This is a genomic window from Neotabrizicola paludis, from assembly GCF_044142105.1.
Lineage (GTDB): Bacteria > Pseudomonadota > Alphaproteobacteria > Rhodobacterales > Rhodobacteraceae > Pseudogemmobacter.
Map to the genome: position 1 here is coordinate 230320 of NZ_JBGTYM010000001.1, position 19969 is coordinate 250288.

19 protein-coding genes and 1 pseudogene are annotated in these 19969 nt (G+C 66.1%); 14 read left to right on the forward strand and 6 right to left on the reverse strand.

From position 1 onward, the window contains the following. Positions 1 to 7: 7 nt before the first annotated feature. The 5 genes and pseudogenes from ACED67_RS01110 to ACED67_RS01130 all read left to right on the forward strand — a co-directional run bounded on the left by ACED67_RS01110 (position 8) and on the right by ACED67_RS01130 (position 6168). Positions 8 to 858: pseudogene (locus ACED67_RS01110) on the forward strand (isocitrate lyase/PEP mutase family protein). Next, the gene (locus ACED67_RS01115) at positions 855 to 2408 is read left to right on the forward strand and encodes a trimethylamine methyltransferase family protein (RefSeq protein ID WP_395539606.1); all 1554 of its coding nucleotides are present in this window, start codon (positions 855 to 857) and stop codon (positions 2406 to 2408) included. Before ACED67_RS01110 ends, ACED67_RS01115 begins: the two are co-directional and overlap by 4 nt. Positions 2409 to 2581: 173 nt before the next feature. Beyond that, complete coding sequence (locus ACED67_RS01120) at positions 2582 to 4012, forward strand: aldehyde dehydrogenase family protein (RefSeq protein WP_395539607.1); 1431 nt, start codon at positions 2582 to 2584, stop codon at positions 4010 to 4012. A gap of 78 nt (positions 4013 to 4090) precedes the next feature. Beyond that, positions 4091 to 4990, forward strand: a complete 900-nt coding sequence (locus tag ACED67_RS01125; RefSeq protein WP_395539608.1) for an NAD(P)-dependent oxidoreductase — start codon at positions 4091 to 4093, stop codon at positions 4988 to 4990. 65 nt (positions 4991 to 5055) lie between these two features. Then, positions 5056 to 6168 carry a cystathionine gamma-lyase gene (locus ACED67_RS01130; RefSeq protein ID WP_395539609.1) on the forward strand — a complete coding sequence of 371 codons (1113 nt, stop codon included), beginning with the start codon at positions 5056 to 5058 and terminating at the stop codon, positions 6166 to 6168. 48 nt (positions 6169 to 6216) lie between these two features. On the opposite strand, the gene mnmA is transcribed toward ACED67_RS01130, so the two are convergent. Next, the gene (gene mnmA, locus ACED67_RS01135) at positions 6217 to 7356 is read right to left on the reverse strand and encodes a tRNA 2-thiouridine(34) synthase MnmA (RefSeq protein ID WP_395539610.1); all 1140 of its coding nucleotides are present in this window, start codon (positions 7354 to 7356) and stop codon (positions 6217 to 6219) included. A gap of 136 nt (positions 7357 to 7492) precedes the next feature. Here mnmA and sciP point away from each other — a divergent pair, with 136 nt between their 5' ends. The 5 genes from sciP (at position 7493) to ACED67_RS01160 (ending at position 13159) form a co-directional block, all read left to right on the forward strand. Beyond that, on the forward strand, positions 7493 to 7771 hold the full coding sequence (gene sciP / locus ACED67_RS01140; protein WP_395539611.1) for a CtrA inhibitor SciP: 279 nt from the start codon (positions 7493 to 7495) through the stop codon (positions 7769 to 7771). 95 nt (positions 7772 to 7866) lie between these two features. After that, a complete protein-coding gene (gene ctrA / locus ACED67_RS01145; RefSeq protein ID WP_395539612.1) occupies positions 7867 to 8583 on the forward strand; it encodes a response regulator transcription factor CtrA in 717 nt (238 codons plus the stop codon). A 77-nt stretch (positions 8584 to 8660) separates the two neighbouring features. Continuing rightward, positions 8661 to 10772, forward strand: coding sequence for an NAD-dependent DNA ligase LigA (gene ligA / locus ACED67_RS01150; protein WP_395539613.1), 2112 nt, complete (start codon positions 8661 to 8663; stop codon positions 10770 to 10772). A gap of 7 nt (positions 10773 to 10779) precedes the next feature. After that, positions 10780 to 12861: an ATP-dependent DNA helicase RecG gene (gene recG, locus ACED67_RS01155; protein WP_395539614.1), complete on the forward strand. Its 2082-nt coding sequence runs from the start codon at positions 10780 to 10782 to the stop codon at positions 12859 to 12861. Positions 12862 to 13036: 175 nt separating this feature from the next. Beyond that, positions 13037 to 13159: a hypothetical protein gene (locus tag ACED67_RS01160; protein WP_395539615.1), complete on the forward strand. Its 123-nt coding sequence runs from the start codon at positions 13037 to 13039 to the stop codon at positions 13157 to 13159. Between the two features lie 243 nt (positions 13160 to 13402). Here the strand turns inward: ACED67_RS01160 and ACED67_RS01165 are convergent, their stop codons facing one another. Next, positions 13403 to 13852, reverse strand: coding sequence for an iron-sulfur cluster assembly scaffold protein (locus ACED67_RS01165; RefSeq protein WP_395539616.1), 450 nt, complete (start codon positions 13850 to 13852; stop codon positions 13403 to 13405). Between the two features lie 61 nt (positions 13853 to 13913). On the opposite strand from ACED67_RS01165, the gene hisI reads away from it, so the two are divergent. Then, on the forward strand, positions 13914 to 14273 hold the full coding sequence (hisI, locus tag ACED67_RS01170; RefSeq protein ID WP_395539617.1) for a phosphoribosyl-AMP cyclohydrolase: 360 nt from the start codon (positions 13914 to 13916) through the stop codon (positions 14271 to 14273). 105 nt (positions 14274 to 14378) lie between these two features. On the opposite strand, the gene rplI is transcribed toward hisI, so the two are convergent. The 3 genes from rplI to rpsF are packed head-to-tail and all read right to left on the reverse strand — an operon-like array spanning position 14379 to position 15653. Further along, the gene (gene rplI / locus ACED67_RS01175; protein WP_395539618.1) at positions 14379 to 14948 is read right to left on the reverse strand and encodes a 50S ribosomal protein L9; all 570 of its coding nucleotides are present in this window, start codon (positions 14946 to 14948) and stop codon (positions 14379 to 14381) included. Between the two features lie 13 nt (positions 14949 to 14961). Further along, complete coding sequence (gene rpsR, locus ACED67_RS01180; protein WP_002720283.1) at positions 14962 to 15189, reverse strand: 30S ribosomal protein S18; 228 nt, start codon at positions 15187 to 15189, stop codon at positions 14962 to 14964. Positions 15190 to 15218: 29 nt separating this feature from the next. Further along, positions 15219 to 15653, reverse strand: coding sequence for a 30S ribosomal protein S6 (gene rpsF, locus ACED67_RS01185; protein WP_395539619.1), 435 nt, complete (start codon positions 15651 to 15653; stop codon positions 15219 to 15221). Positions 15654 to 16013: 360 nt separating this feature from the next. On the opposite strand from rpsF, the gene ACED67_RS01190 reads away from it, so the two are divergent. Continuing rightward, a complete protein-coding gene (locus tag ACED67_RS01190) occupies positions 16014 to 16589 on the forward strand; it encodes a YceI family protein (RefSeq protein WP_395539620.1) in 576 nt (191 codons plus the stop codon). An 85-nt stretch (positions 16590 to 16674) separates the two neighbouring features. Here the strand turns inward: ACED67_RS01190 and ACED67_RS01195 are convergent, their stop codons facing one another. Beyond that, entirely contained in the window at positions 16675 to 17877 is a 1203-nt protein-coding gene (locus tag ACED67_RS01195; protein ID WP_395539621.1) for a cytochrome b/b6 domain-containing protein, read from the reverse strand. Positions 17878 to 18036: 159 nt separating this feature from the next. Between ACED67_RS01195 and fabD the strand changes: the two genes are divergently transcribed. Then, positions 18037 to 18972, forward strand: a complete 936-nt coding sequence (gene fabD / locus ACED67_RS01200; protein WP_395539622.1) for an ACP S-malonyltransferase — start codon at positions 18037 to 18039, stop codon at positions 18970 to 18972. A gap of 106 nt (positions 18973 to 19078) precedes the next feature. After that, positions 19079 to 19816: a 3-oxoacyl-[acyl-carrier-protein] reductase gene (gene fabG / locus ACED67_RS01205; protein WP_395539623.1), complete on the forward strand. Its 738-nt coding sequence runs from the start codon at positions 19079 to 19081 to the stop codon at positions 19814 to 19816. The last annotated feature ends 153 nt before the right edge of the window (positions 19817 to 19969 follow it).

Consider the following 19969-nt stretch of genomic DNA (forward strand, 5'->3'; position numbering starts at 1 on the left):
GGGCGACGTGAGGATCTTGGAACGGCATGACGCTTTCTGGCAGTTGCACCAGAGCGGCTGTTTCGTCATCCCGAACCCCTGGGATGCGGGATCGGCGCGGATGATGGCGGCCCTGGGCGCGCGGGCGCTGGCGACATCGTCCGCCGCCCATGCCTTCACTCTGGGCCGCCCGGATATGGGCGGGGTCAGCCGCGACGAGGCGCTGGCCCATGCGGGCGATCTTCTGGCGGCGACGGACCTGCCGGTCTCGGGCGATTTCGAGAACGGCTTCGGCGATGACCCCACACGGTGGCTGAGACGGTGCGGCTGGCGGCCGAGGTCGGCCTGTCCGGCATTTCGGTCGAGGACACGCGGATGGTCATTGGCAATCCGGCCTATGACCGCGCCCTGGCGGTCGAACGGGTGCGGGCCGGGGCGGCGGCGGCGCGGGCACTTGGGCGGCCCTTCGTCTTCTGCGCCCGGGCCGACGGGGTGATGAACGGGGCCTATGATCTGACCGAGGGCATCGCGCGGCTGCAGGGCTACGAGGCGGCGGGGGCGGATCTTCTTTATCTGCCGGTGCCGCCGGGCAGGGCCGAACTGGCGCAGGTGCTGGCTGCGGTGACGACGCCGGTGAATGCGCTTGCGGCGGGGCCGTTGAAGGCGCTGAGCGTGGCGGAACTGGCGGCGATGGGGGTGCGGCGCATCTCGACCGGCAGCCAGATTGCCCGGGCGACGCATGCGGCGATCCGCGACGCGATGGTGGGCATGTTGGGGCAGGGGTCTTTCGCCGGTCTGGCGGGGGCGATGCCGGGCGATCAGGTGGACGCGCTGTTGCGCCAGGGGGCGGGGCGCGGCGATAGGGAGTATCGGGAATGAGCGATCTTGACGAGGCGTGCGCGCCCTCGCGGGCAAGGCGGTCTGGCGGACGGCAGGCGCGGGTGGCGATGCGCGCGGCCCCTCTTGCCGACGATGTGCGGCCGATCCGGCCGGGGATGAAGGGCGGGCGCTATCAGCCGCTGGACCCGGCGGGGGTGGAAAAGATCCACCAAAGCGCCCTGCAGGCGTTGGAAGAAATCGGCCTGTCGAACGCCCCCGCCTCGGGCGTGGAGATCCTGACCGGCGCCGGGGCGATCCTGGGCGATGACGGACGCATCCGGTTTCCCCGCGCCCTGGTCGAGGACATGCTGGCGAAGGCCGCGCGCGACATCACCCTGCCCGGGCGCGATCCGAAATACGACCTGCATCTGTCTGGCACCAATGTGCATTTCGGCACGGCCGGCGCGGCGGTCCATATCGTCGATCTGGAGAAGAACGAGTATCGCGAGTCGACCTCGCAGGATCTCTATGACGCCGCGCGGATCGTGCAGAACCTGGACAATGTCCATTTCTACCAGCGCACCATGGTGTGCCGCGACGTGGTCGACAACAAGGAGATGGACCTCAACACGCTCTATGCCTGCCTTGCGGGCACGACGAAACATGTCGGCACCTCGATCTTCGATCTGGCCCATGTCGCCGATGCCTTCGAGATGCTGCATATGGTGGCGGGCGGCGAGGAGGCCTGGCGGGCGCGGCCTTTCGTGTCGAATTCCAACTGCTTCGTCGTGCCGCCGATGAAATTCGCCGAGGAAAGCTGCCGGGTGATGGAAGAATGCGTCCGGCAGGGCATGCCGATGCTTCTTCTCAGTGCTGGGCAGGCCGGGGCCACGGCGCCCGCGCCGATCGCGCTGGCCATCGTGCAGGCGGTGGCGGAATGCCTTGCGGGTGTGGTCTATGTCAATGCGATCCGGCCCGGCGCGCCCGCGATCTTTGGCACCTGGCCTTTCGTCAGCGATCTGCGCACCGGCGCCATGTCGGGCGGCTCGGCCGAACAGGCGCTGCTGACGGCGGGCTGCGCGCAGATGCACCGGTTCTACGGGCTGCCGGGCGGGGCCGCGAGCGGCATTTCCGACAGCAAGCTGCCCGATATGCAGGCCGGATGGGAACAGGGGATCACCAATACCCTTGCCGGTCTGGCGGGCCTGAACATGTGCTACGAGTCGGTCGGGATGCACGCCTCGCTGCTGGGCTTTTCGCTGGAAAGCCTGGTCCTGGGCGACGACATTCTGGGCCAGGTCATGCGGCTGGTGCGCGGCATCGATGTGACCGAGGATTCGACCAGCATCGAGGCGATGAAAGAGGTCTGTCTGGGCGGGCCGGGCCATTACCTCGGTTCGGACCAGACGCTCAAGCTGATGCAGACCGAATATGTCTATCCCACCCTTGGCAACCGGATGAGCCCGAAGGAATGGGTCGAGGCCGGAAAGCCGCAGCTTCTTGACCGTGCCATCGCCCGCAAGAACGAAATCCTGGCCAAGGCGGGCTGCATGGTCGATCCAGAAATCGACAGCGCGATCCGGGCGCGGTTCAACATCTACTTCCGCTAGCGCGGAGGGTTGCCGGGAAAACCCTTTCCGGCAGGTCGCGGAATGGCAATCGCCTGCCGGTTTCCGACCAATGTGATCCCCGGCGGCGGCTTGCAAATGCGCATCCGCCGCCGCAGACTTGACCCCGAACAAGGGGCCGCGCGGCGCCTTCAGACAAGGCAAGGAGACACCCGATGATCCCGCAGAACATGACCAAATTCTACATCAACGGGGAATGGGTCGAGCCCCTGTCCAAGACTCGGATCGGGGTGGAAAACCCCGCGACCGAGGAAATCGTCTGCGAGGTCGCCCTTGGCAACCGCGAGGATGCCGACCGCGCCATCCTGGCCGCCCGCGCGGCCTTCGATGCCTGGACGGTAACGCCCCCGGCTGAGCGCATCGCGCTCGTGAAGCGGATCCTCGAGATCTACAACGAGCGCTATGAGGATTTCGCCCAGGCCATGTCGACCGAGATGGGCGCGCCGATCACCTGGGCGCGCGGCGCGCAGGCCTGGGCCGGGCAGGTCCATATGGAAGCCACCATCAAGGCCGGCGAAGAGATGGTCTGGGAATATATGCGCGGCTCGACCCGTATCGTCTATGAGGGCATCGGGGTTTGCTCACTGATCACGCCCTGGAACTGGCCGATGAACCAGATCGCCTGCAAGGTCGCGCCCGCGCTGATCGCGGGCTGCACCATGGTGCTGAAACCCTCGGAAATCGCGCCGCTGTCGGGCGTGCTTTTCGCGCAGGTCCTGCATGATGCGGGCGTGCCCAAGGGCGTCTTCAACCTGGTGAACGGTGCAGGCCCAGAAGTGGGCGCCCGCATGTCGGAACACCCCGAGGTGGACATGGTCTCCTTCACCGGCTCGACCCGGGCAGGCACGGCCATCGCCGCCGCCGCCGCGCCGACGGTGAAACGCGTGGCGCAGGAACTGGGCGGCAAGTCGCCCAACATCATCCTGCCGAGTGCCGATATCGCCGAGGCGGTGAAGGCGGGTGTCACCGCGGTGATGTCGAACACCGGCCAGTCCTGCGACGCGCCGACCCGGATGCTGGTGCCGCGCGGCCGTCAGGCCGAGGCGCTGGCTGCCGCCAAGGAAGCCGCCGAGGCGATTGTCACCGGCGATCCGCGCGACGAGAACACGGTCCTTGGCCCGCTGGTCTCGAAGATGCAGTTCGACAAGGTGCAAAAGCTAATCCAGGCCGGGATCGACGAAGGGGCGACGCTGGTCACCGGCGGCGTGGGCCGCCCGGCGGATTTGAACCGCGGCTGGTTCGTGCGCCCGACCGTCTTCGGCGATGTGGTCAATTCGATGACCATCTCGAAAGAGGAAATCTTCGGGCCGGTCCTTGCCATCCAGCCCTATGACAGCATCGACGATGCCGTGCAGCAAGCAAATGACACGGTCTATGGCCTTGCCGCCTATATCGCCGGTCCGGTCGAAGATGCCAAACCCGTGGCGCGCCGCCTGCGGGCGGGGACGGTGAACCTGAACTACCCGGATTGGGACACCTCGGCCCCCTTCGGCGGCTACAAGCAATCGGGCAATGGCCGCGAATATGCCGATTGGGGCATCCATGACTTCTGCGAGGTCAAGGGCATCGTCGGCTGGGGCGCCTGACGGCAGCGACAGGGAGCCGGAATTCCCGCGAATTCCGGTTCCTGTTTCCGGCTGGAAATCGGTCTACGGGGGGACGTGATGCGGTATGGCTATATCGGGCTCGGCAATCTGGGCGGGCATCTGGCCGCCAGCCTGATCCGGGCGGGGCATGAGGTTGTGGTCCATGACCGCGATCCTGCCCTGGCCGAACGGCACCGCGCGCTGGGCGCGCGAGTGGCCGGATCGGTCACCGAACTGGCCGAAAGCGTCGACCATGTCTTCACCTGCCTGCCGCGCCCGGCCGCTTCCGAGGCGGTGCTCGCCGAGCTGATGACGGTGCTGCCCCCGGGGGCGACCTGGATCGAAAACTCGACCTTGGGCCGGGATGATGTGCAGCGTCTCGCGGGGCTGGCCCGTGTCGGCGGCGTGCGGATGCTCGAGGCGCCGGTGACGGGCGGGGTCCATCTGGCCGCGCGGGGAGAGATCACGGTTCTGGTCGGCGGCGAGCAGGATCTGTACGATCTGCACCGCCCGGCGCTTGAAGCCATGGGCGGCAAGATCTTTCACATGGGTCCTCTGGGCAGCGCGGCGGTGATCAAGGTGATCACCAATATGCTGGCCTTCATCCATCTGGTCGCCGATGGCGAGGCGCTGATGCTGGCCAAGCGCGGCGGGCTTGACCTCAAGACGGCCTGGGAGGCGATCGCGGCCTCCTCGGGCACATCCTTCGTGCATGAGACCGAGGGCCAGCTCATTCTCAACGGCTCTTATGACATCGCGTTCACCATGGATCTGGCGCTGAAGGATCTGGGCTTCGCCATGGGTTTCGGCCGTGAATTCGGCGTGCCGCTGGATCTTGCGGCGCAGACGGCGCAGACCTTTCTCAAGGGTAAGGCGGTCTATGGCGGTGGGGCGCAATCGACGCAGATCGTGAAGCTGCTGGAAGATGCGCTGGGCACCGATCTGCGCGCCGAGGGCTTTCCGGCGCGGCTGGAATAAGGTGCTGCCGGACGCCATACTGGTTTTCGACGAAAATCGGACCAGCCGGGGAAAGGGCCTTGCCCATGGACGACCACAGCCTGAACCGCGCCGCGCGGCTGCTGCATCATCGCAAGGCGGGGCTGTCACAGGGCGATCCCGCCGTGCCGCCCATCACCGCCACAGCGACCTTTCACCTCCCGCATGTGCAGGCGGGCGGTCATTTCTACGGCCGCAACGGATTGCCGACCTGGGAAGCGGTCGAGGCGCAACTGGCGCTGCTGGAAGAGGCCGATTGCGTCAGCTTCCCTTCGGGCATGGCCGCGATCGCCGCCGCCCTTTTCGCCTCGCTGAAACAGGGCGCGCGGCTGGTGGTGCCTGCGGACGGCTATTACGTCACCCGGGTCTTGTCGCAGGGCTTCCTGGCGCCTTTCGGCGTGACCGTCACCGAGCTGCCGACCCGAAATTTCGCGACTGCCGATTTCACCGGCGTGGATGTGGTCTATCTGGAAACGCCGTCAAATCCTGGCCTTGACGCCGTCGACATCACCGCCACGGTTTCGCGGGCCAGGGCAGCGGGGGCGCGGGTCATCGCCGACAACACCACGATGACCCCCTATCTTCAGCGCCCGCTCGACCTTGGCTGCGATATGGTCGTCGCCGCCGACACCAAGGCGCCTTCGGGCCATTCCGATGTGCTTTTCGGCCATGTCGCGTCGCGCGACCCGGCCCTTGTCGCGCGGGTGCGCGATTGGCGGCGCATGTCGGGCGCAATACCGGGGCCGTTCGAGGCCTTCCTCGTCCATCGCGGGCTTGAGACACTGGAACTGCGGCTGTCGCGCATGTGCGCCAGCGCCGCCGTTCTGGCCGACCGCCTTGCCGCCCATCCGGCGGTGAAGAACCTGCGCTATCCCGGCCTGAAGGGCGATCGCTCCTATGGCGTCACGTGCGCACAGGCGGCGAATGGCGGTTTCCTGATCGTCTTCGAGCTGGCCGATGCCGAGATCGCCGAGGCCTTCCTGGCCCGCTGCCCGCTGCTGGAACAGACCACCAGCTTCGGCGGCACCCATTCCTCGGCCGAAAGGCGCGCGCGCTGGGGCGATGCGGTGGCGGAAGGCTTTATCCGCCTGTCGGTCGGGATCGAGCCGGTCGATGAGTTGTGGGCGGCGATCCGCGACGCGCTGCCTGCCCAGGGGTAAGGCAAACGGAGTCCGGATTTCGTGACGACCGAAGGGGCCGGGCGCGGCTCAGCGCCCTTTCCAGATCCAGCCGCCGCCGAAGATGCGGCCGCCTTCCGGCGCGTAGAAGACGCAGGCCTGCCCGGCGCTGACGCCTTCTTCCGGCGCGATCAGCTCGACCTCCGCCTCGGTGGCCGAGAGGGGCCGGATGATCGCCGGACGCGGCGCCCGGGTCGAGCGGACCTTGACCTCAAGATGCCATTCGGGGCGCGAGTCGAAGGGCTCGTCGCCAAGCCAGTTGATCTCGCGCAGCGGCACGACGCGGGTAGACAGCGCGGCCTTGGGGCCGACCACGACCTGCCGCGTCACGGGATCAAGTCGGATGACGTAAAGCGGATCGCCCAGGCCGCCGATGCCCAGGCCGCGGCGCTGGCCGATCGTGTAATGGATCACGCCATTGTGCTGGCCAAGCACGGTTCCGCTTTGATCGACGATCTCGCCGGGTTGGCCCGCGCCGGGGCGCAGCTTCTCGATGACCGCGGCATAATTGCCGTTCGGGACAAAGCAGATATCCTGGCTGTCGGGCTTGTCGGCCACCGGCAGGCCATAGCGCGCGGCCAGGGCCCGTGTCTCGGCCTTGGAGGCAAGATGGCCCAGCGGAAAGCGCAGGAAATCCAGCTGTTCCGGCGTGGTCGGGAACAGGAAATAGCTTTGGTCGCGCACCGGATCGGCGGCCTGATGCAGCTCGGCCCCACCCGCGCCCATCTTGCGCTGAATGTAATGGCCCGTCGCCATGCAATCGGCGTCAAGGTCGCGCGCCGTGGCCAGCAGATCCTTGAACTTCACCCGCTCGTTGCAGCGGATGCAGGGCACCGGCGTCGCGCCCGCCAGATAGGCCTCGGCGAATTCCTCGATCACCGCCTCGCGGAAGGTGTTCTCGTAATCCAGCACATAATGCGGGAAACCCATGGTTTCGGCCACGCGGCGGGCATCATGGATGTCGCGCCCGGCGCAGCAGGCGCCCTTCTTGGCCAGCGCCGCTCCATGGTCGTAAAGTTGCAGCGTGACGCCGACGACATCATAGCCCTCGTCCTTCAGCATCGCCGCGACCACGCTGGAATCGACCCCGCCAGACATGGCCACCACCACCCGCGTCTCGGAAGGCGGTTTGGGCAGGCCCAAAGAGTTGAGGGGCAGGTCGCGCGGCATGGCAGGAATCCGGGGGAAAAGGAGTAGCCCGGAATATAGGAAAATCCACGCTATCCTCAACCCCGGCTTTCAGCATTGCTTAAGTTGCTTGGGCCATCGTCCCGAAATTCCCGGAAACGGAGTGAGGTTTTCGCCCATGTATCTGAAACGCGTTGACGGGCCGCGCCAGGTGACCTTGCCGGACGGCAGCATCCTCACGCGGGCAGACCTGCCACCGCCTGAGACGCGGCGCTGGGTCGCCAGCCGCAAGGCCATTGTCGTCAAGGCGGTGGTGCACGGGCTAATCGCCCAATCCGAGGCGCTTTCACGCTATTCCCTGTCGGAAGAAGAATTCACCCTGTGGCGCCAGGCTGTCGAAACCCATGGCGAAAAGGCCCTGAAAGTCACCTCGATACAGAAGTATCGTCAACTTTAGATTGTTTTATGGTCGCGCTCAGGCACAGTAACGCAAAGTTAACCATTGCCCCCCTATCCCGTTAACGATGAAGGGCCAGGAGCGGAGTTTCCCAGATGCGTATTCTTCTTGTTGAGGATGACCCGACCACGTCGCGCAGCATCGAATTGATGCTTACCCATGCCAATCTCAACGTCTATTGCACCGATATGGGCGAAGACGGCATCGATCTCGCCAAGCTCTATGATTACGATCTAATTCTTCTGGATCTCAACCTGCCCGACATGTCTGGCCACGAAGTCCTGCGCCAGATCCGCCTCGCACGGGTGGAAACGCCGATTCTCATCCTGTCGGGCTCGGACGATACCGAGAACAAGCTGCGCGGTTTCGGCTTCGGCGCCGATGACTATCTGACCAAGCCGTTTCACCGCGAGGAATTGGTGGCGCGTATTCACGCGATCATCCGCCGGTCAAAGGGCCATAGCCAGTCGGTCATCCGCACGGGCACCATCACCGTCAATCTCGATGCAAAGACGGTCGAGGTCGAAGGCAAAGCCGTGCATCTTACCGGCAAGGAATATCAGATGCTCGAACTGCTTTCTCTGCGCAAGGGCACGACGCTGACGAAGGAGATGTTCCTCAATCATCTTTACGGCGGCATGGATGAACCGGAATTAAAGATCATCGACGTCTTCATCTGCAAATTGCGCAAGAAGCTTGCCGAGGCGACTGGGGGCGAAAACCATATCGAGACGGTCTGGGGCCGCGGCTATGTGCTGCGCGACCCCGCGCAGGGCGACAAGCCGGTGCATCGCCTCGCTGCCAGCGCCTGAGCGGCCCGGTCGCGCGGCGGCTTTACCTTGGCCGATGGCTTGCCTAACCTTCGCGCGGAAGGCGCAAGGGGGCGGGCATGACGAAAGCGGTCGGGGATCTGACAGAGGCCGAAGCCCGGGCCGAACTGGCCGATCTGGCAGCACGGATCGCGGCGGCGAATGACGCCTATCACACCCGCGATGCCCCCGAGATCACCGATGCCGAGTATGACGCGCTGAAAACCCGCAATGCCGCGATCGAGGCGCGTTTCCCGGGCCTGAAACGTGTGGACAGCCCCAGCGACCAGGTCGGCGGCGCGCTGGCCGAGGGCTTCGGCAAGGTCACCCATGCGGTGCGGATGCTCAGTCTCGAAAACGCCTTCGAAGATGGCGATGTCGCCGATTTCGATGACAGGGTCCGGCGCTATCTGAACCTGACTGGCGCGCTGTCCTACACGGCCGAGCCGAAGATCGACGGGCTGTCGCTTTCGCTGCGCTATGAACAGGGAAGGTTGGTTCAGGCCGCGACGCGGGGCGATGGCGAGGTGGGCGAGAATGTCACCGCCAATGCCCTGACGATCAAGGATATCCCCCAGACTCTCTCCGGCGCGCCCAAGATCCTGGAAGTGCGCGGCGAGGTCTATATGAGCCATGAGGATTTCGCCCTGCTCAACGCCCGTCAGGCGGAACGCGGCGAGAAGCCCTTCGCCAATCCGCGCAATGCTGCCGCCGGGTCTTTGCGCCAGCTCGATGCCGCCATCACCGCCCGCCGCCCGCTGCGCTTCTTCGCCTATGCCTGGGGCCAGCTGTCCGAACCGCTGGCCGCCACCCAATCCGGCGCGCTGCGGCGCTTGGCCGAGATGGGGTTCCAGACCAACCCGCTTACTGTCCTCTGCGACGGGCCCGCGGCGATGCTGGCCCATTACCGCACGATCGAGGCGCAGCGCGCAACGCTGGGCTATGACATCGATGGCGTGGTCTACAAGGTCGACGATCTGGCGCTTCAGCAGCGCCTGGGCTTCCGCTCCTCGACCCCACGCTGGGCCATCGCCCATAAGTTTCCCGCCCAGCTGGCCTGGACCCGGCTCGAGGCGATCGACATTCAGGTCGGCCGCACCGGGGCCTTGTCCCCCGTCGCGCGGCTGACCCCGGTCACCGTGGGCGGCGTCGTCGTGTCCAATGCCACGCTGCACAATGAAGATTACATCGCCGGGCGCAGCGCCAGCGGCGAGGTGATCCGGGACGGCAAGGATATTCGCGTCGGCGACTGGGTGCAGGTCTATCGTGCCGGCGATGTGATCCCCAAGATCGCCGATGTCGACCTTGCCCGCCGCCCCGATACTGCCAGGCCCTACATCTTCCCGCAGACCTGCCCCGAATGCGGCAGCCCCGCCCATCGCGCCGAAGGCGATGCCGTGCGCCGCTGCACCGGCGGGCTGATCTGCCCCGCCCAGGGCATCGAGCGGCTGAAGCATTTTGTCAGCCGCGGCGCCTTTGACATCGAAGGCCTGGGCGCCCGGCAGATCGAGATGTTCTTCAACGACGCCGACCTGCCGGTCCGAACGCCCGCCGACATCTTCACCCTTGCCGCGCGCGATGCTGCCAACCCTTTGAGGAAACTCAAGAATCGTGACGGATATGGCGAGACTTCCGCCAAGAAGCTGTTCGCCGCGATCGAGGCGCGCCGCCGCATTCCCCTGGACCGCCTGATCTTCGCCCTTGGCATCCGCCATGCGGGCGAGGCGGCGGCCGGGCTTCTCGCCCGCCATTATGGCGCCTGGCCCGCGCTTGAGGCCGCGCTGACCCAGGCCGCCCCCGGCAATGACGCCTGGGCCGAGCTGACCGCCATCGACGGCGTCGGCGATACGCTGGCCACCAGCCTGACCGAAGCCTTCGCCAACAAAGCCGAACGCGCTGCCATCGACGCGCTGGTTGCGGAACTGGATGTCCAGCCCGTCGCCCGCGCCGCCACGGACAGCCCGGTCGCGGGCAAGACCCTTGTCTTCACCGGCACGCTGGAAAAGATGACCCGGGCCGAGGCCAAGGCCCGGGCCGAGGCTCTGGGCGCCAAGGTCGCGGGTTCGGTCAGCGCCAAGACCGATCTGCTGATCGCCGGGCCGGGCGCGGGCTCCAAGGCCAAGGAGGCGGCAAGGCTGGGCATCGAGGTGATCGACGAGGACCAGTGGCTTGCCCTGATCGGCGCGGCATGAGCCGGGGATGAGCCGCCCCGAGATACTCTTTCCGCTCTTTGCGGGGCTGGAAACCCTTGATGGCATCGGCGCCAAGACCGCGCAGGCGCTGGCGGGCCTTGATGTTACGCGGCCGAAGGACCTGTTGTTCCTTCTGCCCACGGGCGGCATCGACCGCAGTCGCAAGACAAGCGTTCGCGACGTGATCCCGCCCACGACCTTGACGGTCGAGGTCGAGGTCGGCGCCCATTTTCCGCCGCGGCGCAAGGGCGGCCCTTACCGTATCCATGTCCGCGACCCGCTGCTGGAATGGGCGCTGGTGTTCTTCCATGCTCGGGGCGACTATCTGCAAAAGCTGCTGCCGACCGGCCAGCGCCGCCTGGTCTCGGGCAAGGTCGAACTGTTCGACGGTGTGGCGCAGATGGTCCATCCCGACCATGTGCTGCGTGTCGAAGAGGCCGGGGATCTCCCCGCCTGGGAACCGGTCTACCCGCTGACTGCCGGTGTGACCCAGCGCCTGCTGCAAAAGGGCGTGGCGGCGACATTGGCCCGCACGCCCGATCTGCCCGAATGGATCGACCCTGGGCTGAAGGCGCGCGAGGGCTGGCCCGATTGGAAACCGGCGCTGGTTCAGGCCCACGCGCCCGAGGAGGTGATGTCCTTCACCCATCCCGCCCGCCAGCGCCTGGCCTATGATGAATTGTTCGCTCATCAGCTGACGCTCTCGCTCGCCCGGGCGCGGATGCGCCGTGGCAAGGGCCAGTCCAGCCTTGGCACGGGCCTGCTTCAGGCCAAGGTGCTGAAAAGCCTGCCCTATGCGCTGACCGGCGCCCAGAGCCGCGCCATTGCCGAAATTGCTGTCGACATGGCGTCGGATCAGCGCATGAACCGGCTTTTGCAGGGCGATGTCGGCGCGGGCAAGACGCTGGTCGCCTTCCTTGCGCTTCTCGTCGCGGTCGAGGCCGGGGGGCAGGGAGTGCTCATGGCGCCGACCGAAATCCTGGCGCGGCAGCATCTGGAAAGCCTTGGTCCCTTGGCGCAGGCGGCGGGGGTGCGGGTCGAGATCCTGACCGGGCGCGACAAGGGGCCTGACCGGGCGGCAAAGCTTGCCGATCTGGCCGCAGGCCGCATCGCCGTGCTGATCGGCACCCATGCTGTCTTTCAGAAGGATGTCGATTTCGCCGATCTGCGGCTTGCGGTGATCGACGAACAGCACCGGTTCGGCGTGGCGCAGCGGATGGAATTGGGGGCGAAAGGGCAGGCGGCGGATGTACTGGTGATGACCGCAACGCCGATCCCGCGCAGCCTGGCCTTGGCCAGCTACGGCGACATGGATGTCTCGGTGCTCGATGAGAAACCGGTGGGGCGCAAGCCGATCCGCACCGCCGTGCTGCCGGTCGCCCGCATCGACGAGGTGGTGGGTCATCTGCGCAAGGCGGTGGCCGAGGGGCGCCAGGCCTATTGGGTCTGCCCGCTGGTCGAGGAAAGCGAAGCGGTGGATCTCGCCTCGGCCACCGAGCGCTTTCAGCATCTGCGTGCCGCTCTGGGCGAGGGGCGGGTCGGGCTGGTACATGGCCAGATGCCGCCCGCCGAGAAGGATGCCGCCATGGCACGTTTCCTGGCGGGCGAGACTCAGGTTCTGGTCGCGACGACGGTGATCGAGGTGGGCGTGAACGTGCCCGCGGCCACGATCATGGTCATCGAAAGGGCCGAGATCTTCGGCCTGGCGCAGCTGCACCAGTTGCGGGGCCGCGTCGGGCGGGGCGAGGCGGAATCGACCTGCCTTATGCTCTACCAGCCGCCATTGACCGAGGGCGGCGAGCGGCGGCTCAAGGTGATCCGCGAAACCGAGGACGGCTTCCGCATCGCCGAGGAAGACCTGGCCCTGCGCGGGGCGGGTGATCTGATCGGCACGGCGCAATCCGGCCTGCCAAAGTTCCGCATGGCCGATCTGGAACGGCAATCGGCGCTGATGGCGGTGGCGCAATCCGATGCGCGCGCGCTTCTGACCACCGATCCCGCGCTGGAAAGCCCGCGCGGCAAGGCGGCGCGATTGCTGCTGTGGCTCCTGGATCAGGATCGGGCGATCCGGCTTCTGTCCGTCGGTTAGGCCGCCGGGCCGGGGCCCCGGCTTGCGCGTTTCTGTGCCGGGCGCGGAGGACGGGCGGGGGAAATTCCGACAGGGAACCGGATGTTCTCTAAAATTTCCGAAATGTTTGCAAAAAGTTCTTGCCACACGTTAACCATTATGAGAACAATCAGGCAACAAGGAACGGAGACATGCCATGATGCACCGCCTGAAAGCCCTGACCACCCGCCAAGACAGCTCGATCCTTGAGGATGTCTTGGGTCTCGCGGTGCTCTTCGCCGTTCTTTACGTCACGCTGGCGCTGCCCGGCGCCGCCTAACCCTTTCGGTTTCTGCCTGCGGTCTGTTCCCCAGGCGCGTGCATCCCCTGCCTGTCCCGGCCTTCCGGATGCGCCCCAACGCGCCCCAGACACGCCACTGCCGCCGCCACCTGTCCCGGTGCGCGGCGGTTTTTTTATTGGGGCTGTTGGCGGCGAAGGTTAAGAATGTGTGAAATCGAGAAGCTAAGTGATTGAAACAAATAGGGTCGTGTGCTGTCCCTGCGTGGGACAGGGGCCTTGTCGTCAGACCGCCTTCGCCTTTTCGGCCGCCTCGAAGGCCTCGCAGGCCGCCTCCAGTGCCAGAAGGATCGAGGCATGGCGGTTCTTGTAGTCCCGCGCAGGCAGCAGTACCTCATAGCCCTCGAACGGCGCCGCGGGCACTGGCCCGGCCTCTTTCAGCATGGCCCGCAGCGCGTCCCTTGCGGCTTCCAGCTCGGCCCGGCTGCGCCCGATGACCACGCCGCCCAGCACGGCAGCCGAAGCTTGCCCCAAGGCGCAGGCCTTCACATCCTGCGCGAACGTGGCCACACGGCCATCGCGGACCACCAGATCGGCCGTCACGGTTGATCCGCACAGGGGCGATCGTCGCCGCGCCGATCCGTCAGGCGCAGGCAGACGCCCGGTCAGCGGAATATCCGCCGCCAGCGCCAGGATGCGCCCGGAATAGAGTTTGACAAGATCGGCGTCGCTCATGGACATGCCCTCCGCGCCCCCCTATGTAATCCCGCGCCCCCGCCGCGCCAAGGAGAGAGAGATGGCTTTCGACCCGGCAAGCCTAAAGTACAATGCCGACGGGCTGATCCCCTGCATCGCCCAGGATCATGCCTCGGGCGAGGTCCTGATGATGGCCTGGATGAATGCCGCCTCGCTGGCCCATACGCTGGAAACCGGGCAGGTCACATATTGGAGCCGCTCACGCGGGGAGTTATGGGCCAAGGGCGCGACCTCGGGCCATGTTCAGACCCTGGTCGAGCTGCGCATCGACTGTGACCGCGATTGCCTGCTGGCGCTGGTCAGCCAGGAAGGCCCCGCCTGCCACACCAATCGCCGCTCCTGCTTCTACACCGCGCTGCGCGACGGCTCGGAAGCGGTGATCGCAGAGCCCATCGTCTGAGCCGCAGATTCCGGGCAAGCCGGGCCGAAGCGGCGCCGTGCCCGCAAAGCAAAACCGCGCCCCGAAGGGCGCGGTTTCCTGAAAAGCCTGTCCCGGAAGGGGGGCTTATTCGTCGTTGCCAGCGGCACCGATATCGTCGAACAGCTCGGCGATCTCGAATTCCGCGGCGGCTTCGGCTTCGGCCGCCAGATCCTGGATCGACTTGCCCGAAGCCTGCAGCTCGGCCTCTTCGACCGACCGGGCGACGTTCAGCTTGACCTTGGCCGCGACTTCCGGGTGCAGCACCACGGTGATGGTGTGGATGCCGAGGTCCTTGATCGGCTTGTCCATCTCGACCTGACCACGGGCCACGGTGAAGCCGGCGGCGGTGGCCGCTTCGGAAGCGTCACGCGCGGTGACCGAACCGTAAAGCGCGCCGGCCTCGGAGGCCGAGCGGATCACGATGAAGGTCTGGCCGTCGAGCTTCTCGGCGATGGTTTCGGCTTCCTTGCGGGTCTCGAGGTTCGTAGCCTCGAGCTGGGCCTTGCGGGTTTCGAACGACTTGATGTTGGCGTCGTTCGCGCGCAGTGCCTTGCCCTGGGGCAGCAGGAAGTTGCGGGCGTAGCCGTCCTTGACGTTGACGACTTCGCCCATCTGGCCAAGTTTGGCCACGCGCTGAAGAAGGATCACTTGCATTGGTCTGATCTCCTCACTTCACGGCATAGGGGAGCAGGGCGAGGAAACGCGCGCGCTTGATCGCGGCGGCAAGTTCACGCTGCTTCTTGGCCGAGACGGCGGTGATGCGGGACGGAACGATCTTGCCGCGCTCGGAGATGTAGCGCTGCAGCAGACGCGTGTCCTTGTAGTCGATCGCCGGAGCGTTGTCGCCCGAGAAGGGGCAAACCTTGCGGCGGCGGAAAAACGGTTTGTTCGCCATGGTTCTGGAACCTTTCTACAGCCTGAGGATCAACGACGCTCGCGACGGTCGAAACCGCCCCGGTCGCCACCACGATCACCACGGTCGCCGCGATCGCCACGGTCTCCGCGATCGCCATCACGGTCGCCGCGCTCGCGCTCGTCGCGCTTCTGCATCTGGACCGACGGGCCTTCGGCGTGCTTTTCGACCTTGATGGTCAGAACGCGCATGACGTCGTCATGCAGGCGCATCAGACGCTCCATCTCGAGCACGGCATTGGCCGGGGCATCGGATTTCAGAAGCGCATAGTGGCCCTTGCGGTTCTTGTTGATCTTGTAGGCCATCGTCTTGACGCCCCAGTACTCGTGTTCAACGACGTTGCCGCCATTGTCCTTGAGCACCGTGGAGAAATGTTCGATCAGGCCTTCGGCCTGGGTGTTCGACAGATCCTGGCGCGCGATGAAAACATGCTCGTAAAGCGGCATGCGGTCGTCCTTCGTCTCGGGGCGGCTTCAAAGGACGGGTAAATGGCCATTCCGCGGCCCGTCCACGAGAGGCATCGCCGGTTCATGGGTCAATGCGGAAAGGATGCGGCCTTATACGGATTTCGAGCCGGGATGCAAGGGCGGGCAGCGAGGGCCGTCAAAGCGGGCCTTCGGGGCGCGGCGACGCGGCGGAAAAGCCATGGGGCGCCAGTGTTTGAGGGTCAAGCAGCACCCGGGCGATCTGGCGCGGATGTGATGTTCGTGACCGCGCATCCGCTGTTCGGTTCTGCCGGATTGCCGCGCCGCAGCATGGCGGGCAGCCTGATATTATCACAGGCAACATCTTGAGAGGACTGACGAATGATCCGCATCGCCCCGGCCCTGGCCGCCGCAATTCTGGTCTCGGCCCCGGCTTTCGCCGCACCCGAAGCCTTTGTGCTGGACCCCGGCCACAGCCAGATCGTCTTCAGCTACAACCATCTGGGCTATTCGACCGGCTATGGAATGTTCGGCGGCATCGAGGGGCAGGTCCAGTTCGACGAAGCCGATCCGGCGGCGTCCTCGGTCGAGGTGTCCTTCCCGGTCAAGTCGATGCTGACCGGCTGGCAGGCACGGTTCGATCATTTCATGTCCGCCGATTTCTTCGATGCGGCAGATGACGAGATGGTGAGTTTCAAATCGACCGGCATCGAGGTGACGGGCGAGAAGACCGCGAAGATCACTGGCGATCTGACCTTGAACGGCGTGACGAAGTCGGTCGTGCTGGATGCGGTGCAGAACCAGTATGGCGAGCACCCGATGGAGAAGAAGATGTGGACCGGCTTCTCGGCCACCACCACGCTTCTGCGCAGCGATTACGGGCTGGGCAGCTTTGCGCCCTTCATCAGCGATGAGGTGGCGCTGGAAATCTCGATCGAGGCCGGCAAGGTCGAGTGATCCCGCTTGCAGAATGAACGAAGGCCGCCGGGCGTTCCGGCGGCCTTTTCCTTTGCGTTCTCATGGCGCCGCGCGCGGCAGCCGCTTAGGGCTGGCGTTTGGCGGTGAGCGCGATCTTCACGGTCACCGGAAAGCCCACCGTCGCCTCATCAGGATAGCTGGGCCCCATGCCATAGTCACGGCGGTCCAGCCGGGTTTCGCCAGTCATGATTGCAGTGTCGCCGTCGATCCTCAGCGTGAAGGGCAGGGTGACGGGCTTTTCCACCCCGCGCAGCGTAAGGGTGCCAGCGGCGGTAAAGGTCTCGCCTGCAGGGGTGATATCGGCCTTGAAGGTTGCGGTGGGGAAGGCCGCGACATCGAAGAATTCGGGCGCCTTGGCCTGTTCGGTGACGGCGGCGAGGTGCAGCGAGGCAGTGTCGATCTGCACCGTTACCTTGCCGGTTCCGGTCGCCTGATCGAAGGCGATGTCGGCGGTCCAGCCGGCGAAACTGCCCTCGACGCTCTGGCCCATCTGGGCGAGCGAGAAAGTCAGCTTACCTTCCTGTACCTGCCAGTTGCCGGTGGCGGTTGCGGTGCTGGCAGGGGCGCTAGCAGCGGGCGCTTGCGGGCGGCTGGCGCCCAGCATCCCCGCACCGAAACCGGCGGCGATCACGATCAGAGCGGCCAGAAGGGCGGGGCCGGTTTTCGCACCCCGCACGCCGGGCGTGCCCGCCGGGGTGCCGCGCGTCATGCGCGCAAGAATGCCGTCGCGGTCGATGAGCGCGTGTTTCAGCGCACCCAGGACATGCAGCGCCACCGTCACCAGCAGGATCTTGGTGAAGAGCCAATGGATCGCCCCGGCGATGGCGGCCAGTGCTTCGGATTTCGGCACGAAGGGCAGGCCCTGGCCGAAGGGCCAGAGGATCGGCGCGAAGCCGTCGAGCGCGGCATGTTCCACCCAGCCCGACAGCGGCAGGATGATCAGCGCCGAATAGAGAAGCCAGTGGACAAGGGCCGCGAGGAAGGTCTCAAGCCGTTTTTCCGGGTGTACCGCGACCGGATGGGGCTGTGACAGCGCCCAGAGGATGCGCAGCAGAGCGAGCGCGAGGAGCGTGAGGCCGATGGTCTTGTGCAGCGAGAAGAGCCAGGCTTTCCGCGCCAGCGCCTCGGACGTGTCATAGGGCAGGTCGCTGGCGATCAGGCCCAGCGGAACATTCGCGAAGATCAGCAGCGCTACCAACCAGTGCAGGCTGCGGGCGACAAGGCCGTAGCGGGTTTCCGTGTTGGTCAGGGCGGTGTCGGCGGGCATAGGGGGCTCCGATGATTTCCCGCGCAAGGTAGCAGGGTTTCTGCGCCGCGGAATGATCGCTCAGGCACATGTGATGTGCGCGGCGCGGACGCGGGACGATTGCGGCCTGGGGCGGGCTTCGCTATTCCGGGGGGAACAGGAAGAGAAAAGAGGGCAGGGATGAGCCGCGCATTCATATTTCCGGGCCAGGGGGCGCAGACCGTGGGCATGGGCAAGGCCTTGGCCGAAGCCTATCCGGCGGCAAAGGCCGTTTATGACGAAGTGGACGCCGCCCTGGGCGAAAAGCTTTCGGCGCTGATCTGGGAGGGCGATATCGCCGAGCTGACGCTGACCCAGAACGCGCAGCCGGCGCTGATGGCGACCTCGATGGCGATTCTGGCGGCGCTGGCGGCCGAGGGGATCACGGTCGAGAAAGACGTCGATTTCGTCGCCGGGCATTCGCTGGGCGAATATTCCGCCCTGTGCGCGGCGGGCGCGCTGAGTCTGTCCGACACGGCGCGGCTGTTGCGTATCCGCGGCCTTGCCATGCAGGAGGCCGTGCCGGTGGGCGTGGGCGCGATGGCGGCTTTGCTGGGCCTGGATTTCGCTGCTGCGATGGAGGTCGCCGCCGAGGCCGCCCAGGGCGAGGTCTGCCAGGCGGCGAATGACAATGATCCGGCGCAGGTTGTGGTATCGGGCCACAAGGGCGCGGTCGAGCGCGCGGTCGAGATCGCCAAGGCGCGCGGGGCCAAGCGCGCCCTGATGTTGCCGGTCAGCGCACCGTTCCATTGCGCCCTGATGCAGCCCGCCGCCCACAAGATGGCCGAGGCGCTGTCGGCGGTGGTGATCTCGAAGCCCAGCGTCCCGGTGGTGGTGAATGTCCGCGCCGAGGCGGTGACCGAGCCGGACCGGATTTTCGACCTTCTGGTCGCGCAGATCACCGGTTCGGTGCGCTGGCGCGAAAGTGTCATGTGGATGCAGACGGCGGGCGTGACGGAATTCTGGGAAATTGGCGCGGGCAAGGCCCTGTCGGGCATGGTCAAGCGCATCGTCGGCGGCGATGTGGTCCTGCGCGCGATCTTGACGCCCGAAGACGTCGTTGCGGCCAGGGGCTAAACGATCCTTCGGTGAAGACTCGGGGGCGGGGGCGCGCTGACAGGCCCCCGGGGCTCTGCCCCGGACCCCGGGATATTTGGGAACAGAAGACAGAGGAGTGTCGGTCATGTTCGATCTGACGGGGAAATGCGCGCTGGTGACCGGGGCGTCGGGCGGGATCGGTGCCGAGATCGCGCGGGCGCTGCATGGGGCCGGGGCGACGGTCGGGCTGTCGGGCACGCGGGTCGAGCCCTTGGAGGCGCTGGCCGCGGAACTGGGCGGGCGGGCGCATGTGCTGCCCTGCAACCTCTCGGTGCCCGAGGAGGTTGAGGGTCTGGTGAAGCGAGCTGCCGATGCGATGGGATCGGTGGATATCCTGGTGAACAATGCCGGGATCACCAAGGACGGTCTGGCCATGCGCATGTCGGATGCCGACTGGCAGGCGGTGATCGATGTGAACCTGACCGCAACCTTCCGGCTGTGCCGCGCTGCAATCCGCGGCATGATGAAGGCGCGCTGGGGGCGGATCGTGAATATCTCTTCCGTCGTCGGCCAGACCGGCAATGGCGGGCAGGTCAACTATGCCGCCTCGAAGGCCGGGATGGTGGGCATGTCGAAATCGCTGGCGGCGGAAGTGGCCAGCCGGGGCATCACCGTGAACTGTGTGGCGCCCGGCTTCATCGAGACGGCGATGACCGACAAGCTGAACGAGGCGCAACGCGCGGGGATTCTTGGCGCGGTACCGGCGGGCCGGATGGGGACGCCGGCCGAGATCGCGGCGGCGGTCCTGTACCTTTCCGCACCGGAAGCGGGCTATGTCACCGGTGCGACCTTGCATGTGAATGGCGGTATGGCCATGATCTAGGCAAAGGCCGCCGCTTTCCCGATGTCATGCGGGAAAGCGTTTGCCATGGGGCGGCGCTGTGCTATAGCGCGCGCCAGAATCCGGGGCTTTCCCGGCAGATTGCGCCCCGGTTCGGGCCGCGTGACATCAGGCCCGGGGGAAACCCCCGTAACG

What these genes read in the sequence shown, in the direction of transcription:
- ligA (WP_395539613.1), top strand. Translation starts at nt 8,661, where the DNA reads ATGACGAAAGCGGTCGGGGATCTGACAGAGGCCGAAGCCCGGGCCGAA.
- rplI (WP_395539618.1), bottom strand. Translation starts at nt 14,948, where the DNA reads ATGCAAGTGATCCTTCTTCAGCGCGTGGCCAAACTTGGCCAGATGGGC.
- ACED67_RS01125 (WP_395539608.1), top strand. Translation starts at nt 4,091, where the DNA reads ATGCGGTATGGCTATATCGGGCTCGGCAATCTGGGCGGGCATCTGGCC.
- ACED67_RS01120 (WP_395539607.1), top strand. Translation starts at nt 2,582, where the DNA reads ATGATCCCGCAGAACATGACCAAATTCTACATCAACGGGGAATGGGTC.
- ctrA (WP_395539612.1), top strand. Translation starts at nt 7,867, where the DNA reads ATGCGTATTCTTCTTGTTGAGGATGACCCGACCACGTCGCGCAGCATC.
- rpsF (WP_395539619.1), bottom strand. Translation starts at nt 15,653, where the DNA reads ATGCCGCTTTACGAGCATGTTTTCATCGCGCGCCAGGATCTGTCGAAC.
- fabD (WP_395539622.1), top strand. Translation starts at nt 18,037, where the DNA reads ATGAGCCGCGCATTCATATTTCCGGGCCAGGGGGCGCAGACCGTGGGC.
- sciP (WP_395539611.1), top strand. Translation starts at nt 7,493, where the DNA reads ATGTATCTGAAACGCGTTGACGGGCCGCGCCAGGTGACCTTGCCGGAC.
- ACED67_RS01115 (WP_395539606.1), top strand. Translation starts at nt 855, where the DNA reads ATGAGCGATCTTGACGAGGCGTGCGCGCCCTCGCGGGCAAGGCGGTCT.
- rpsR (WP_002720283.1), bottom strand. Translation starts at nt 15,189, where the DNA reads ATGGCGAACAAACCGTTTTTCCGCCGCCGCAAGGTTTGCCCCTTCTCG.
- recG (WP_395539614.1), top strand. Translation starts at nt 10,780, where the DNA reads ATGAGCCGCCCCGAGATACTCTTTCCGCTCTTTGCGGGGCTGGAAACC.
- ACED67_RS01160 (WP_395539615.1), top strand. Translation starts at nt 13,037, where the DNA reads ATGATGCACCGCCTGAAAGCCCTGACCACCCGCCAAGACAGCTCGATC.
- hisI (WP_395539617.1), top strand. Translation starts at nt 13,914, where the DNA reads ATGGCTTTCGACCCGGCAAGCCTAAAGTACAATGCCGACGGGCTGATC.
- ACED67_RS01130 (WP_395539609.1), top strand. Translation starts at nt 5,056, where the DNA reads ATGGACGACCACAGCCTGAACCGCGCCGCGCGGCTGCTGCATCATCGC.
- fabG (WP_395539623.1), top strand. Translation starts at nt 19,079, where the DNA reads ATGTTCGATCTGACGGGGAAATGCGCGCTGGTGACCGGGGCGTCGGGC.
- mnmA (WP_395539610.1), bottom strand. Translation starts at nt 7,356, where the DNA reads ATGCCGCGCGACCTGCCCCTCAACTCTTTGGGCCTGCCCAAACCGCCT.
- ACED67_RS01165 (WP_395539616.1), bottom strand. Translation starts at nt 13,852, where the DNA reads ATGAGCGACGCCGATCTTGTCAAACTCTATTCCGGGCGCATCCTGGCG.
- ACED67_RS01195 (WP_395539621.1), bottom strand. Translation starts at nt 17,877, where the DNA reads ATGCCCGCCGACACCGCCCTGACCAACACGGAAACCCGCTACGGCCTT.
- ACED67_RS01190 (WP_395539620.1), top strand. Translation starts at nt 16,014, where the DNA reads ATGATCCGCATCGCCCCGGCCCTGGCCGCCGCAATTCTGGTCTCGGCC.